The 16,053-nt window shown below is 39.1% G+C and carries 19 protein-coding genes and 2 riboswitches; of the genes, 1 reads left to right on the top strand and 18 read right to left on the bottom strand.

The window, feature by feature from the left end:
* From VIK44_RS10140 to VIK44_RS10055, 18 genes are all read right to left on the bottom strand, one after another.
* The coding region (locus tag VIK44_RS10140; RefSeq protein ID WP_331553785.1) for a hypothetical protein at positions 1–537 on the bottom strand (537 nt) is incomplete at its 3' end.
* A gap of 263 nt (positions 538–800) precedes the next feature.
* Positions 801–1,469, bottom strand: coding sequence for a flagellar brake protein (locus VIK44_RS10135; protein ID WP_331553784.1), 669 nt, complete (start codon positions 1,467–1,469; stop codon positions 801–803).
* 86 nt (positions 1,470–1,555) lie between these two features.
* On the bottom strand, positions 1,556–1,927 hold the full coding sequence (locus tag VIK44_RS10130) for a DUF192 domain-containing protein (RefSeq protein ID WP_331553783.1): 372 nt from the start codon (positions 1,925–1,927) through the stop codon (positions 1,556–1,558).
* A gap of 1 nt (position 1,928) precedes the next feature.
* The gene (locus VIK44_RS10125) at positions 1,929–2,888 is read right to left on the bottom strand and encodes a type II secretion system F family protein (protein ID WP_331553782.1); all 960 of its coding nucleotides are present in this window, start codon (positions 2,886–2,888) and stop codon (positions 1,929–1,931) included.
* A gap of 12 nt (positions 2,889–2,900) precedes the next feature.
* On the bottom strand, positions 2,901–3,842 hold the full coding sequence (locus VIK44_RS10120; RefSeq protein WP_331553781.1) for a type II secretion system F family protein: 942 nt from the start codon (positions 3,840–3,842) through the stop codon (positions 2,901–2,903).
* A gap of 24 nt (positions 3,843–3,866) precedes the next feature.
* Positions 3,867–5,213, bottom strand: coding sequence for a CpaF family protein (locus tag VIK44_RS10115; protein WP_331553786.1), 1,347 nt, complete (start codon positions 5,211–5,213; stop codon positions 3,867–3,869).
* A gap of 27 nt (positions 5,214–5,240) precedes the next feature.
* Positions 5,241–6,389, bottom strand: coding sequence for an AAA family ATPase (locus VIK44_RS10110; protein WP_331553780.1), 1,149 nt, complete (start codon positions 6,387–6,389; stop codon positions 5,241–5,243).
* Positions 6,390–6,457: 68 nt separating this feature from the next.
* On the bottom strand, positions 6,458–7,117 hold the full coding sequence (gene cpaB, locus VIK44_RS10105; protein ID WP_331553779.1) for a Flp pilus assembly protein CpaB: 660 nt from the start codon (positions 7,115–7,117) through the stop codon (positions 6,458–6,460).
* 326 nt (positions 7,118–7,443) lie between these two features.
* Positions 7,444–7,833, bottom strand: coding sequence for a DUF7305 domain-containing protein (locus VIK44_RS10100; protein ID WP_331553778.1), 390 nt, complete (start codon positions 7,831–7,833; stop codon positions 7,444–7,446).
* Positions 7,834–7,864: 31 nt separating this feature from the next.
* A complete protein-coding gene (locus VIK44_RS10095; RefSeq protein ID WP_331553777.1) occupies positions 7,865–8,761 on the bottom strand; it encodes a pilus assembly protein TadG-related protein in 897 nt (298 codons plus the stop codon).
* Positions 8,758–9,156 (bottom strand): TadE family protein, encoded by a 399-nt coding sequence (locus VIK44_RS10090; RefSeq protein WP_331553776.1) that lies wholly within the window; start codon positions 9,154–9,156, stop codon positions 8,758–8,760. The genes VIK44_RS10095 and VIK44_RS10090 overlap by 4 nt, the downstream gene beginning before the upstream one ends.
* Positions 9,157–9,383: 227 nt before the next feature.
* Positions 9,384–9,548, bottom strand: a complete 165-nt coding sequence (locus tag VIK44_RS10085; protein WP_331553775.1) for a Flp family type IVb pilin — start codon at positions 9,546–9,548, stop codon at positions 9,384–9,386.
* Positions 9,549–9,610: 62 nt separating this feature from the next.
* Positions 9,611–10,288, bottom strand: a complete 678-nt coding sequence (locus VIK44_RS10080) for a prepilin peptidase (RefSeq protein WP_331553774.1) — start codon at positions 10,286–10,288, stop codon at positions 9,611–9,613.
* A gap of 97 nt (positions 10,289–10,385) precedes the next feature.
* Positions 10,386–10,471: riboswitch (cyclic di-GMP riboswitch) on the bottom strand.
* Between the two features lie 66 nt (positions 10,472–10,537).
* Positions 10,538–10,756 (bottom strand): diguanylate cyclase domain-containing protein, encoded by a 219-nt coding sequence (locus VIK44_RS10075; RefSeq protein WP_331553773.1) that lies wholly within the window; start codon positions 10,754–10,756, stop codon positions 10,538–10,540.
* A gap of 84 nt (positions 10,757–10,840) precedes the next feature.
* The gene (rlmD, locus tag VIK44_RS10070; protein ID WP_331553772.1) at positions 10,841–12,211 is read right to left on the bottom strand and encodes a 23S rRNA (uracil(1939)-C(5))-methyltransferase RlmD; all 1,371 of its coding nucleotides are present in this window, start codon (positions 12,209–12,211) and stop codon (positions 10,841–10,843) included.
* A gap of 61 nt (positions 12,212–12,272) precedes the next feature.
* The gene (locus tag VIK44_RS10065; RefSeq protein WP_331553771.1) at positions 12,273–14,201 is read right to left on the bottom strand and encodes a YgiQ family radical SAM protein; all 1,929 of its coding nucleotides are present in this window, start codon (positions 14,199–14,201) and stop codon (positions 12,273–12,275) included.
* Positions 14,202–14,235: 34 nt separating this feature from the next.
* Positions 14,236–15,000, bottom strand: a complete 765-nt coding sequence (gene cobS / locus VIK44_RS10060; protein WP_331553770.1) for an adenosylcobinamide-GDP ribazoletransferase — start codon at positions 14,998–15,000, stop codon at positions 14,236–14,238.
* Positions 15,001–15,083: 83 nt separating this feature from the next.
* The gene (locus tag VIK44_RS10055) at positions 15,084–15,359 is read right to left on the bottom strand and encodes an HPr family phosphocarrier protein (protein WP_331553769.1); all 276 of its coding nucleotides are present in this window, start codon (positions 15,357–15,359) and stop codon (positions 15,084–15,086) included.
* Between the two features lie 170 nt (positions 15,360–15,529).
* Between VIK44_RS10055 and VIK44_RS10050 the strand changes: the two genes are divergently transcribed.
* Positions 15,530–15,745 carry a DUF1858 domain-containing protein gene (locus tag VIK44_RS10050; protein WP_331553768.1) on the top strand — a complete coding sequence of 72 codons (216 nt, stop codon included), beginning with the start codon at positions 15,530–15,532 and terminating at the stop codon, positions 15,743–15,745.
* A gap of 134 nt (positions 15,746–15,879) precedes the next feature.
* A riboswitch (Lysine riboswitch) is annotated at positions 15,880–16,052 on the top strand.
* Position 16,053 lies beyond the last annotated feature (1 nt).

The following is a 16,053-nucleotide window of genomic DNA, read 5'->3' as shown; positions in this document are numbered from 1 at the left end:
TCTGGCAGACATATCAGCAGATTCTTCAATTTTTTTTCTGAATGAAACCTCTGCATTTTCCAGGCTTTCTTTTAATGTTTTTATGTATTCTGATACTTCTTTCCCATTATAAGCGTTGAGTTCTTTTTTTAATTCCTCATTTTCCAAAACAATGGATTCATATTCCAATAGGTCATCCCGGGATACTAGTCCATCTTCACGTTCCTGCAGCTTAATGGTTAGCTCTTCATTTTCTTTTGATAGGGTACTAATCTGATCTTGGATTTCAAGGTTAGTTGCTTCGCTTTCTTTAACCCTATTCATATATGTGTCTCGTTCCTGTTCGAGCATAGCAGTCATCGCAGCATATTCTTCAAGCCTTTCATTGAATGAAACCTCTGCATTTTTCAGGCTTTCTTTTAATGTTTTTATGTATTCAGATACTTCTTTCCCATTATAACCACCAAATAAACGCTTTTTAAAAGCAACCTCATTATTTGAGTGTTTCGAATCATCTCTTAAGTCATTTAGAGTGTCTTTCATTGTTTGTTCCCCCATATTTACTTGCCTCCCCATTTGAATGTTTTAATGTAATGTATTATATCCTTTCTTTCCCATTATAACCACCAAATAAACGTTTTCCAAAAGCAACCTCATTAATTTGAGTGTTTCAAGTTATCTCTTCGGTCATTTATGCTGTCTTTCTTTGCTCGTTCTGCCATTTTACTTGCCTTCCACACAAGATTTTTTTAATAGCAAAATCAACTTACTTTGGAAAGGGCCCAAACCTGCATTCCTAAAACAAGATAGCGAACTCTTGGTTAAATCAGACTTCTGGTTATAAACTTTTTCAAGTTATCTTTATCATCCTGGTCCATATCAATCAAACAGAGGTTCAGTTTATATTTTTTTATTCCACTTGATTCAATTTCCGTACTCCTAATAATCCTGGATCTCATTTTTATTTTAGTCTCATCCGTCAGCCATATTATCAAATCAATGATGGCTTTATTGGGAATATTTTCATCAATAACGCTGCATGCTCCTCTGTAACTAATATTTTTCAGAAGTGCCTTTCTGTATTGAACAGCATCACTGTTGTTTTCATCGATAATATCGGCCTCGTTTATCACACGGTATTCCGCTCGAAGATATTTATCAATTCTAAAATATCTGCGTCTTTGAATTTCTTTGAAATCATCGTCAATTCTTGTATGTACCATCATTAAATTTTCGACGTCCTCAATATAGGAGATGGTTCCTAAAAAAAACACCAGGCCAAAACTTTCATGAAAAAATGTTACTTTGATTTTTGCCCCGATCAAAACAAACGGATCTCTGATTTTATTAATAGGAGCAGCAATAATCACCTCTATACTATTTTTAATTTTTGCGAATTGGCTGGTATAGGTTTTACTTATTTTTGATCCTAAATTATTTATGACTTCAAGCTCTAATTTTGTCCCGACTTTTATTTCTTTAGCGTTCATTTATCAGCCTCCCCAAACATCAATTATAAACCAATATTGTTTTAATCAATCTGATTCAATCCTGAGATCGTTGTTTTTTCGGCATTTTATTTGCCATCTTCGTTGATTGATAGGATTTCAAATGTGATATGGTCATGTATCAGGAGATTATGTTCTTTTGCCGCCCCTGCTTTTAGCTCAAGTGTATAAAACGCCCTTTTCACATATTTACTTACTTTTCCACTGGACATATCATTTTCAATATGCAATATCTCACCTTCTTTTGACATGAAAATGACATCAATGGGAAACCGCATGCCAATGGTATGTACTTGTTTGCAACCGCTTAATAAAAGGCCTTGTTCACAGTTTAAACCTTTATCCTTTAAAAGGCCAACTAATTTTTGGATAAAATGATCAGCCACTCTGATCTGATTTGCCAGCACAACCTCATTTTTTAATACTCTGCATATTTTCACCTTACAGGCCCCCAACTTGATCAATCACCTGTAAGATTACTGGACCTAACAATACAATAAAAAGAACCGGCAAAATAAAAAGAACCATTGGCAGCAGCATTTTTACCGGAGCCTTCATTGCCTTTTCTTCAGCACGCTGCCTTCTCTTTACCCTTAATTCCTGAGCCTGTATAATTAAGGCATTTTTAATGGGAATCCCTAATTTTTCCGCCTGAATCAGTGAGGTAACAAAAGCAATCAACTCTTCAATCGGGTTTCTTTCCGCCAGACTTCTCAAAGCATCCCGCCGGGTCTTTCCCATGCTGATTTCCGAGTGAAGTATATTGAGCTCGTAAACCAGCACCCCATTTAATCGCTCTCCGATTTTGTTCAGTGCCGAATCAAATCCCAACCCTGCTTCCATTGAAACGCATAATAAATCAAGTACATCCGGCAGCTGATTGGATATTTCCTCCTGGCGGCGGTTAATTTTAAGGGTTAAAAATACATTCGGACCGATGATGGCAATGATTAATGCCAACAAAAAAATCAGGAGTTTTACCGGTAAATCCAAAGAAACCACTGCTATTAATAGCAAAGCACCCACTGATGCGCAAACTATAATAATGAATCGGGCCGCACTGTATTCACTGGATGTCATACTCATTCCGGCGAGCTTTAATTTTTTGGCTAATTTTTGATCACTATTATTCTCTTTCTTTTGAGGAAGAAGGCTGGATACCTTTTTTACCATTGCATTAAAAAAGGGGATGATAATTCTCTGAATAAAAGGTTTCTCCAGAACATCATCCAATTGAACTTCATAGGATTTTTTAATTTGTTTCAGTCGTTTCCCCTGATTATCTGCTATTTTAGCCGGTTTATAAAATATGGCAACAATCAGAATAAAGACCGATACGGAAATACACACAATCAATACAGTCATGGCACCCTCGCTTTCTTTTACATTAATTCCTGACATTCGTTTCCAGTATTAAAATTTTATATTCGCAATTTTTCTGATGAACAGAAAACCGATAATTTCCATACACACGCCAACGACCATCATAGTGATCCCAAGATTTGAGTTGAAGAATATCGTAATAAAACTGGGATTTATTAACATGAAAATAAGAAGGATAAAAACAGGCATCATTCCGACGATCATTCCGGATATTCGTGCGGTTGCTGTCAATACCTTAATCTCATTTTTTATTTTAAACCGTTCCTTAATGGTTCCGGCGATATTGGTGAGTATCTCGGATAAATTACCGCCGGTTTGACGCTGGATCAGGATCGCGGAAACAACCATACTGAAATTATCACTTTTTAATTTTTCCGAAAGACTGGTCAGGGAATTTTCAATTGTGATGCCTAAGTTCAGTTCCCTGGCAACCCGCCTGAATTCCGCAGAAATGGGATCCGGCATTTCATCTGAAATGCTGACAAGCGCCTGTTGAAAGGTAAGCCCTGCCTTTAAGCTACTGCATATAATACCTAATGCATCTGCCAGCTGTTTCTCAAAAAGAATTGATCTTTTAATCCGTTTATGACGGACATAAAACAGCGGTAAAAACGCCCCAATAATAATTGCGCCCAATGCAACAACAATGCTGTGGCTGAGTAATAGCAGAATACTGGCTGGTCCCAGCGCTGCCAGAATCCAAATAATGAGAAACTCCGAAGGGCGAATTAACATCCCCGACATCAAAAGATCGTTAGTAAGTCTTTCGGAAACTTTTATCTGGCTGTTGGTTTTTTTATTTTTTTTAGCTTCTCTTCTGCTGAGAATAGCCGCATCATTTTTATGTAGTGTGGTCATTTGGCTGATGCGTTTAAGAACACGACGTTGGTCCCGAAAAAGCCACATGAATATGGCAAGTATCAAAAAAAACATCCCTATGGCAATCAGCACTGCAATGGTAAAGGCATTCATATCCTTTCACCCCTCCTGACGCTTTTATGACTCATTGAACCAGTCATCGTTTACCTTCACGCCGTTATTTATTATCTTTTTAACACAGTCAGGCCGGATGCCCATACTTATAAACCGTCCTTTGAATTTTCCTTCACTGTCTAATTGACCGGTGGTTTCATAGGCAAAGAGCTCCTGCATCACCACAACATCCCCTTCCATACCATTCACTTCGGTAATATTGACAACCTTACGGGACCCGTCACGGAGTCGGGACTGTTGAATAATGATGTCAATGGCTGAGGTGGTTTGGTCCCGAATGGCCCGAAGGGGCAGATCCACACCTGACATCAGAACCATGGTCTCAATCCGTGACAGGGCATCTCTCGGGGTATTGGCATGAATCGTGGTCAGCGATCCGTCATGCCCGGTATTCATTGCCTGGAGCATATCAATGGTTTCTGTGGAACGAACCTCACCAACGATGATTCTATCCGGTCGCATTCTGAGTGCATTAATCACAAGATCTCGAATGGATACCCGCCCCAGTCCTTCTAAATTGGGAGGGCGACTTTCCAATGTAATTAAGTGATCCTGAAATAATTGGAGTTCAGCAGCATCTTCTATGGTGATGATCCGTTCGTCTGCCGGGATAAAACTCGATAATACATTCAAGGTTGTGGTTTTCCCGCTCCCGGTGCCTCCTGAAACAATGATATTGAGCTTCCCTTTCACACATGCCTCCAGAAAGGCAAGCATTTTTCTTGACATGGATCCAAACTTCAGTAATTGTTCCCCGGAGATTGGAATTTTTGAAAACTTTCGGATGGTGATCACAGGTCCCACCAATGACAATGGCGGGATAATAACATTCACCCGGGAACCATCCTGTAACCTGGCATCCACCATCGGACTGGATTCGTCAATATGTCTTCCCACCGAAGACACAATGCGATCGATGATGTTCATCACATGATCATCATCCTTAAAAACAACGTCGGATAATTGAATATTCCCCTGCTTTTCAATATAAACCCGATTCGGGCCATTCACCATAATCTCAGAAATATTAACATCTTTTAGCAGAACCTCCAATGGACCGTATCCAATAATGTCATTCAGCAGATCCTCAGAGATCTTTTCCCGATCCACCCGGTTCATGCGGATGGGTTCAGCATTTATTAGTTCCTCAATGGTTTTTTTGATTCCCTCAGTATTCTCCATACCATCCCTTGGGATATGATTTTTATTGACTTCATCTATGACTTCCTGATGCAGTCGTTTTTTTAAATCGGCATAGATATCGACATGGGTGACCTCTTTCCTGTTTTCATCCTGACTGGCATCCTGCTGACCCGATCGCTGTTTTTCTATTTTTTCCAAAAGCCCCATCATACCCACCCTTTACTTGAACAAATTTTATTTGCCTATTTGATCAATTGTATTAACAATTTCTTTCCCAAGCTTTCGAAGCTCCTGAGCAATGGCTGTTCTTGGGGAATCGACGACAATAGGAACCCCCTTATTGTGACAGGCGATTCCGATTTTTATATCCAGGGGGATCTTATGCTTTATCTGAACATCCAGCACCTTTTGAATATCTTTAATGGAAATCGTCCCATTTCCCGCCCGGTTGATAACAATTTCTGTTTTATCCCGCTGCTGCAGGTATTCCAGAATATTCAAGCTGACTTTTGTATTACGGATTGTTGAAATATCCGGTTCGCAAATGAGAAGAATAAGATTTGAATTCTCAATGGCCACCACATTCACATCGCTAAAAGCAGGTGTGGTGTCGATGATAATGTAATCATAATAGGGCCGCATCGTATTGATAATGGTTTCAACATTTTTTGCTGAAACATATTCCGCATATTCCGGGCTTTTAGGCGCACATAAAATGCTCACACCGGTGTAATGAAGGGCCATCAGTCTTTTGATGGCATCAATATCCGTCAGATCCTTACCCTGAGACAGCTCTGAAATCGTATCCTTGGAATCTATATCAAAAAAAACATTCACATCCCCAAATTGCAGGTTGGCATCAAGAATTGCCACCTTTTTCCCCATTTTTGCCAGAACAACCCCTACATTGACTGCAATGGTGGTCTTTCCGATGCCGCCTTTGGCTCCAAAAACGGTGACAACCTTCGATTCCATATTGGCAACAGCGGTGCTGGAATTTTCCGATCGGGATTTTTCAACCTGATTAACCAGTTGAATATTCTGGATTAATGATTTTGCATCAACGGGAAAGGACATAACCTTCCGAACCCCGGCAAACATTGCTTTGTCAATGATGGCAACACTTAAATGATCGCAGAGAAAAATCACACCGGAACCCGGCATTTTTATATTTAATTTTTCGGCAAGGTTCACGGCGTCTTCTACTTCTTCCTCACAATGAATAATCACAACCTGTGGTTTTAGGCTCAATGTTTTTTCCAATGCAGAATCCCCTTGTTTTGAGAATCCCACAAATGCAATTTCTTCATTTCCAAGAAGGCTTTTTATTTCATATATGCGATTATCGTTATTTCCGATAATCATCACTTTTATCTTTTCCATCAGTCATCTCTCCCTTCCTGACGTATGATGATTTGTTTTATCAATAGCTGTTCCTTATTCAAAAGAAACTACTGAACATAAGGAGCTGGATTGACAATTTTCTCATCCACAAGCGAACGTAGAACCAGACGATACTTTCCTTCAGATAATGCATAACTAACCTTCACTACATCCTGGTCCGGGACCAGAACAGTCACTGCTGTATACAGCTTTTTACCATCATTTCCTTTATCCCCGACTTCCGCAACCTCGAGGTTTTCAGCCACCATTTGTGATTCGACACCGGTTGCTTTGTTAAGGATAACCGCCACCAGATCGACCCGATCTCCTGGGCTGATATACCCTGCGACTCCCGAAACTTCATCGGTTAGAACGGATATTGCCCGATAATTCTGAGGTATGGAAAAGGACAGATTGTTACTATTATTACTCGAATCAATGAGGCGTGTGGATAATATTTGTTCGTCAGCTTCAATGCTTTCCAGTGTAATGCGACCAATAATGTCATCAACCTTGCCTGTTGAATATTCATGAATATATTCTTTTGGGAAGGGCTTTGTAGTAATCATGCTGGCTTCGATGACTGTGTTTTTAGGTATCTTTTCTACTGCGACCACAACCGGCATGGTTTCCACGTTTGTTCTGCTTTCCAGGGTCTTTGCGAAAGAATAGACCCCAAATCCAATAATTAACGAGATTGCCAGGGCAATCAGAATCAGTTTTTTCATTTTTCCTCCAGTTTCCACAGGGATGTAATCAGCTGATGTGGTGTCTTTATTTTACATGTTTTTTTACTTATAGGGAAGTGAAAAATATTTTTATTCTGTCAGTATAATAATGTATACCCCAAAATCAGACTCTCAACCATTTCACTATTGTACCAACTTTCTAAATTATCAAATGATTATTTAGTAAGTCTGATCGAATTTACCGTAACACTTGAAAGCTCATTGGTTCCGCCAATAATACTGGTACTGCTGCCATTTAGAGTAATGGCTCCATCTGGTTTTACGCAGCTTTTCGTCGATTCGCAAGTCTCGCAACTGACAGTTGATTATTCAATAAGTTTAGCAGTTCCGTCTCCTAAAGGAACTCCGCTAAAATCACTACTTCCAGCTGTAGCTGTAATAGTGAAGCCGTTTTTTAAACAAGCATCAGCAAATGACTTTCCAATAAGTCTTCCATTTATATTCCAATTATTCTTCTGAACATCGATTATCCCATTTGGAGCATAGATAATACAATACATATTAAGATTGTTGCCGCTTATAGTAATATTTTTTTCCGAGTAGATAAAGACAGGCTCAGCTGCTGAACCAATTTGGGTTTTATTACCACTGATTGTAATATTACCAGTGGCATAAATAAATCCTTTTCCGGTGAGGTTATTGCCTGTTATCGTCCCAACACCACCACCATTAATAACATAATTATTTTCTACCATAAAAATCTCATACCTGATGTAAACATTCCATTTATTCTACTAAATTTATAGAGACACCCGCTTCATTACCAGTAGCAGATAAATAGGTATTTTTTGAAGCATCCCAAGCATAACTCTCTATAAATTTCAGACTAATCACATCTGAACCTGTCCCATCCCATGCATCAGTGACTTCACATTTTAGAAGAACAGTGTCAATACATGGGATAAAAGCATTATTACCTAGTTCCTTTGATCCATTTGGTGCGTAATTCAGCATTTCGGAGTGTTTTAAGCTGATCATATATACCGTATTTCCAACAACCAGTATCTTTTGCAAAGGGACTTTAACTTTGCTCATATCTAAACCTTCTTTGAATGCAATAGACCCATCCTCATATTTCACTTTAATACCAGTGGTAGTATCTAAATCGTCATTCTTTATTCTTTCCTTAACACCTGGGTAAACCATATTCCAAGCTGTAAGAGGTAGACCTTTTGATGAATCTTCACCATCACCATATATGTTTAAAAAAGGTAATGCATTCCCATCCCAGTTACCGTTTTGCGCAACGGCACTTGCTATTACATCTGTATTTGTATATCCAAAAATTCGAGCAAATGAATACGAGTAATTTCTTGTACATACAACCTTAATCTTGTTGGCGTCAGGATATGTGACTTTTACTTCAGTTGCTAGTACGCGATTCTTGACGGCATAAGTTTCTGCTGTGGTTGTAGCAGTGGCAGCAGGCAGATCCTGCGCGCCAGCCAAGGCCGCTGCATCAGCAGCGTTCTGAAGTCTCGTCTTTGTATATGAGACCATCCCCAAGTCTACAACCAGGGCTGCAAAAACCATAATAACGACCATAAGCAAAGCCACCAGTACTATTGATTGACCATTTTCATTCTTGACTATTTGTTTGATTATTTTATGTTTCATCATCATTCCACCCTCATTGTACATGATGAATATAAGGGGATTGTTTCTTCAAATACACCGACGATAGGTGTTAGAGCAGCCACTTCTCCAAAAACTTCTACTTTTACATCCCCAATAGGATAACTGTATATGATCTCTGAAATGGTTAAATAAGATGGTGCCATATCATTTATCTTTGTTGTTATTGCTGCTTCAGTTTCCGCTTCAGTTGCTTCTGGAGTCACACTCGCATACCGTGCGCCTTCTCTTGAACAGTTGTCAATAATATTCTGGTTGGTGAAGTACCAGCCGAAATCAATAATACCGCATAAAATCATAATCAGAATCGGCAATATTATGGCAAATTCGACCATTGCCTGGCCGTCTTCTTTTTTAAATTTATTAATAATATATGAAAACATAGGGCCTCCTTATGCACTGTGGCCTGTTTTATTCACTCAAAATCCTGGTTGAATAGGATTTATTGCATGCAACAGCAAATTTCATTCATTAAAAAAAGGCATATCGACGGCATCCGGCAGAAAAATCTACTCTGACGCAGCCAATATGCCACCGATTGTTAAACCTCATTTGTCATTCCACCGATACCTATAAAATCCTCATTCAAATACGTATCCCAGTTTAAGTCTTACACTAATTTAGTATTAATTTCGGTGAAAAATGCTGCTATTTTTGGTCCTAAAATAATCAATGCACCGATTGCAAGCACTGAAACTAGCCCAATAATCAACCCATACTCCACCAAACCCTGGCCATCTTCTTCTCTGATCATCTGTGCAAACATGTTTTTCATTTTCTTTCTCCTTTTCATTTTTTTATATGTAAAGTCCTAGGACTTTATCACTCTCATTTAAACTAGCCATTGATTAGTCGGCTCAGGTCAAATATCAAAGCCTGGCTATTCATTATATTGATGATCAGCACTGACACAAAACCAAATGCCATAAACGGGCCCAGTGCGATTTTTGTTTTTAAATTGCCCTTACCGGTGAGCATGATATAGGCGGTAAAAATAAGGAGGACAATAGTCATAATAATGATGGCCGTTAAAAATCCATATACTCCCAAACAAAAGCCTACCACTGCTGCATATTTCACATCCCCCCAGCCGGCTCCTTTTCCAATAAAGGCCGGTAATAAAAACAGGATAAACCCGAGGGCAAAGCCGATTAAGTTAATACTTATGCTGCCTAACCGATTGTCTGTTATCATAAAGCCTGCGCCAATAATCAATGTCAGGAGTATTAATTCGTTTGGTATTTTTTTTATGGTGATATCCACCACGGATAGAATGATACTGACTGAGATGAGCAACATACATTCTATGGTGTTGGCATGTATGCCGTTGATCCATACGAGAAAGAACCAACTGAGTGAATTGATGATTGCCCACATAACGGTCTTTGCATTGGTGCCTGAAAATCGAATAATCCTTAACTCGCCGACTCTTTTGTTGATTAAGTTGATTGATGCTTTTTCCATTATCAAGCCTGCAACCGCCCCCAGCATCAGTATCATTATATATACCGCCATTGTCTGACTCACATCCAATCTTTTAAGTTGTTCTTCTCAATAAAAAAGTGCAACCGTTTGCACGTTGCACTTATAATACTCATAATGAGTATGGGTTAACTGCAACTGGCTGTCATGTATATAAAATACGAAGACCCTATAGCTTTGCGTCCTTACCTTTCGGCAAGTATGCTAAATATTTTATTACCATCATATTAATACAATGTTTATACTTTGTCAACATATATTTTAGATATTATTGAAATTATTTTATAATGTTTCTTTTAAACTGCTCTGGTTGTGTTTTATATCCACTTCATTTATTCTATTTTTGAGCATCTCAGCCTTTTCCACATCAAAGTCCGGAAAGAAGAGCGTAAAATCATCACTCCCTATTCTGGCCACAGTGTTTCCTTCTCTAAAGAATTGTTTAAGAATGTCCGCAATGCTGCCTCTCAGTTGATTAGTTTTTTCCCTTCCCTCAATCAAAAAGGCTCCCTCAAACAACTTGTCTGAGGGAGCCTGAAGGAAACTTCATTCTTCATGGATCTACTTGAATTCCTTGCTGTGAACCTATTTCTTTTCTGTTCGTGTCATGAGAACTACTGTTTCAACATGGCCTGTTCCCGGGAATAGATCTACTGGCTGTACTTCGTTGATCTTATAACCAAAGCCCGTCAATATTTTTAAATCCCGTGACAGCGTTGATGGATTACAGGAAACGTAAATCACCCTTGGTGTCTTAAGATCACTAATGGCATTTAAAAGGGTTTCTTCACAGCCTTTACGGGGAGGATCAAGGATCACCAATTGAGGTTTAATGTTTTCATCTTTAGCAATACGGATCATTTCGGTTTCTGCTCTGCCATTGAGAAAAACTGCATTTTCGATCTGATTAAGTCCGGCATTTTCACGGGCATCTAAAACAGCATCTTGAATACTTTCAATGCCAATGACTTCCTTTGCTTTATCCGCTAAATAAAGACCGATGGTTCCGGTACCGCAATAAAGGTCAAATACTGTTTCAGTGCCGGTGAGGGCTGCCATTTCCTTAACCACATCATAAAGCTTTTTGGTTTGTTTTGAGTTAACCTGGAAAAATGAGTTTGGAGAAATTGAAAATAACAGGTCTCCAATTTTTTCTGTAATTCTTGGTACCCCATGTATACAAAGGCTCTTTCTCCCAAGAATGACATTGCTTTTTTCGCGATTGATATTCACAAATATACTTTTAACATTGGGAATTCCTAAAAGAATGGCATCCACGATGGCTGGTCTTTGACTGATGTCTCGACCGTTAATGATGATAGTGATCATGTTTTCGCCTTCAAGGTTGGTTCTTTGCAGAACACCTCTGATATAACCTTTTCGGGTTTTTTCATCATAGAGACTGAGATTTAAATCTTTAATGATGCCATTAAATGTTTTAATAACATCAGCTGCACTTTCAGGCTGATTGAGACAGTCGTCAATATACACCATATTATGTGATTTTTTTGCATAAAAGCCCATGCCTTTTTCATCAATTTTAAATTGTGCCTTGTTCCGATAGCGTGAAGGGTCTTCCATTCCAAGGATTGGCTTAATCTCAAGGTCTTTAAATCCGCCAATCCGTTCCAGGGCATCCTCAACCATTTTTGATTTTACCCGAAGCTGACCGTCATAGCTCATATGTAAAAACTGACAGCCGCCACACTCAGCAAAGTATTGACATGAAGGAACAACGCGTTCCGGTGAATTCTCTTTAATGCTTAAGAGCTTGCCTTTGGCATAAGTTTTTTTGACGTTTTCAATTTCAACTTCCACAATATCTCCCGGAAGTCCTCCTTCAACAAAAACAATCATATTTTCAATACGTCCCAGACCTTCCCCGCTGTGGGTAATGTCTATTAATTCCAAGGTATATTTTTCACCAACGGTGATTTGCTTATTATTTTCGTTCATTATTTTATCCTTTTTTTCTTTATTTTTTTATTTTCTAAGGGTTTCATAACTAACGCCATAATTAATGGCTTCTATTATTTTTCCCTCTGTTTTTTACTCCAACTTTTTCAGTGTTTTTTTTACGGGCTTTAAGTTTAGGCTCACTTTTTCCATGACTCACTGTTTTTTCATGAATTAACGCCTTTTTATCGGATCCGATAAGATCCAGCCGATAGGCTTTTGTCAATGCCTCATGTACCAAACAATAGTTTTCCCGTTTATTATATTGCACCAGGGCTCGTTGCATGTTTTTTTCACGACCCATCGGGACATGAACGGTTTCCATAGTCAGGGGATTCACGCCGGTATAATACATCGCGGTTGCGACACTTCCCGGTGTTGGATAAAAATCCTGAACCTGTTCCGGAAAGAAGTCCATATCCCGAACATATTCAGCCAGTTTAATGGCATCTTCAAGCTTACACCCCGGATGTCCGGTTATAAAATACGGCAGCACATATTGATTTTTCCCAAGGCGGGCATCTATTTTTTTAAAGTCTTTTACAAAACTTTCGTATACTTTAAAGGAAGGCTTTCCCATATGCCGAAGGACATTTTCTGAAACATGTTCAGGCGCCACCCGCAGCTGTCCGCTTACGTGATTTTCAACCAATTCTTTAAGAAAAGCCGGATCCTTTTCCAGCGCCAGATAATCATAACGAATACCTGAGCGGATAAACACTTTTTTAATACCCGGTATTTTTCGGACTGCCCGCAGGGTTTCTAAATATGGGCTATGGCGGCTATCTATTTTTTTACAGGGTTCCGGGGAAAGACATTCCTGATTCTTGCAGTACCCATGAGTTGCCTGTTTCTTACACGCCAGATGGCTGAAATTTGCTGTTGGACCACCAATATCATGAATATATCCTTTGAATGACGGATCCTTCATCATCCGTTTGGCTTCTTTGACAATGGACTCTTTACTCCGCATTTGAACATATTTTCCCTGATGAATGGCCAGGGCGCAAAAATTACAGTTCCCGAAACAGCCACGGTTAGCGGTGATGCTGAACTTGACTTCTTCCAGACCGGGAACATCTCCTTTGGCTTTATAAACCGGATGACATTCATAGGTAAATGGAAGATCGTACAGCGCATCAAATTCATTCTGACTTAAAGGCATTTGCGGTGGGTTCTGGCTGAGGTACCGGTTTCCGCTTTTCTGCAAATAGGAACGGGGCTCAAAGGCATTATTACTATGATAAATCAGTGCTGTGGCCGCAACGTATTTATTTTTATCCGCTGTGACTTCTTCCGCCGCTGGTAATAGGATGGCATTTTCAAAATCAGGTTCTTTGACAATGACAGCTGTCCCTTTAATATAGGTTAGTAAATCCACCGGAATGCCAGCTTCCAATCCATCAGCGATTTCGATAATCGCCTTTTCGCCCATGCCGTAAACCAAAATATCTGCCCTTGAATCAAAAAGAATGGATCGTCGTACTTTATCCTGCCAATAGTCGTAATGGGCAAAGCGTCGAAGGCTGGCTTCAATGCCCCCAATAATCAGAGGAATCTCACCAAAGAGCTCACGTATTTTCCCACAGTAAACAATGGTTGCCCGATCCGGCCTGAGCCCCGTTTCTCCGCCAGGAGAATAAACATCCACTCGTCGGCGTTTTTTATTCACCGAGAAATGGCTCACCATGGAATCCAGGTTTCCGGCGGTGACCAGAAAGCCAAGACGTGGTTTCCCCAGCTTTTTAAAATCCTCATCCCCTCGCCAATCCGGCTGGGCAATAATCCCAACCCGGTAGCCTCTGGATTCCAGGACCCGGCCAATAATAGCAGCTCCAAAGGAGGGATGATCCACATAGGCATCTCCTGTGATGATGATAAAATCACACTGTTCAATGCCCAGAACTTTCATTTCAGCTTTGGACATTGGCAGAAAGTCCTTGTTCCCCTGGATTTCCCGATTATTTAATGGACGTGTCGTTTTTTTCATTCAATTCCTTTCATTATAATCTCTGTATCACTTTTTAACTGAAAAGAAGCCTTGCTATGGGAAAATTAATAATGATCACACTGATGATCACCAAAAAAAACACCTGATTCATCTCAATGGTCATCCCAATGGTATCTCCGGTCATTCCGCCTATTTTTCGTTGGAGGTTCAACATTAAAAAAAGCCCGGGAATAAAGCCCAGTACAACGGCAATAAACCCTGAAAGCCCTAGAATAACTGTCGCGTAGGCCAACAAAAACAATGTATAAATCACAAAATGATGAAGTTGTGTCATTTCCACAAAACGTTTCCCCAGACCCCCGCCTCCAGGAGCATAGGTTGAAAAACAGGTTGACATGATCGCGGCAACACGTCCAAACACCGGCATTATTAAAAGGACCAGGCTGTACTTCGGAAGGATAATGATAAAACATATCCAATAGGTCAAAATCAATAAAATTAAACCGATAGCCCCAAAGGCTCCTAAACGACTATCCTTCATGATTTCCATCATTTTTTCCCGATCTCGGGCACTGAACAGGGCATCTGTTGTATCTGCAAAGCCATCCAGATGAAGTCCTCCGGTTAACCAGATATAGGTAATCATCATCAGTATTGCCTGAAGCTCAATGAAATGAATGAAAGAAAATAACACAGAAGCGCCGTACAATATCAAACCAATAAAGAGTCCGACAATGGGTATTAAAATCATGCTATCATAAAACTCTTCACTGGTAACATCTTTTATTTTTATGGGTATGCGAGTAAAAAATGAAATGGCAATTAATATTTTTCGCATTCTATTCTCCAGTATTTAAATATAAGTCCAACAAAATTAAACTAATAAAAATAAAGTATGAATTTGCATTCACACTTTATTTCCTAAACTTCGTCGGCAAAATTAAATTTATTATCTATTAATAATTTTAACTGTTCCATAGCTTTTTTTTCATCATCACCTGATGCCTCAATCTCAATCTCATCGCCTTTTTGTACCGCCAAAATCATAACACCCATGATACTTTTCGCATTCACCCGTGTTGATGCTTTTTTAATATAGATTTCACTTTTGAAATCGTTGGCTCGTTGAACAAAAAGCGAGGCCGGTTTTGCATGCAGTCCTGCTTTGTTATTAACAACTATCTTGTCAATTATCACATAAATACTCCCCTTTATTATAAAATTCCCCTATTGTAACTATTATACCGTTTAAACCCCAATTTAGCAAGTCATTGACTTTTATTTCTTTTATGTTGTAAAATCTTTTTTTAAGTTTTATAATGTAACATAAAGAAATTGAGTAATATACTCGTTATGGAGGTGAAAACATGAAAATTACCAAAGAAATGGGAATTTCAGATGCTGTAGAAGCATATCCGGATTCAGTTAAAGTATTCCAGGCCTTTGGAATGGGCTGCTTTGGTTGTATGGCAGCACGTTTTGAAAACATTGAGCAAGGTGCTATTGCCCACGGCATTGATCCGGACGAATTAGTTAAAGCCATAAATGATGCTCTGGAAGCGGTAGATCTTACAAAAGAATAAGGATTAAATGCTCTGTATTTTGAAACACACTTATCTTAAAGATAAGCGTGTTTCTTTTATTGTTTTAAGAATAATCTGAATAAAACCTTGAAATAATCCCATTTAATTGTTACAATGGTAAAAAAATCGAATACAGACTTGATAGAGGTGCGGTCTTTATGACTAATTATGCTGACCATGGCTAATGGGATGAAGTGTAACAAAATGAAAGCTCGCCGAAGGACTTTGAATTGCCATCAACTTCCTGGGTTTATTGCAAACAGCAATGAAACTGTCATCATTCATTTGATGGGGTGCTATTTAAGAAT

The organism is Acetobacterium sp., from assembly GCF_036508315.1.
Classification (GTDB): domain Bacteria; phylum Bacillota; class Clostridia; order Eubacteriales; family Eubacteriaceae; genus Acetobacterium.
Note: the sequence above shows the minus strand (reverse complement) of the source record. Positions and strands in the feature narration are given on the sequence as shown.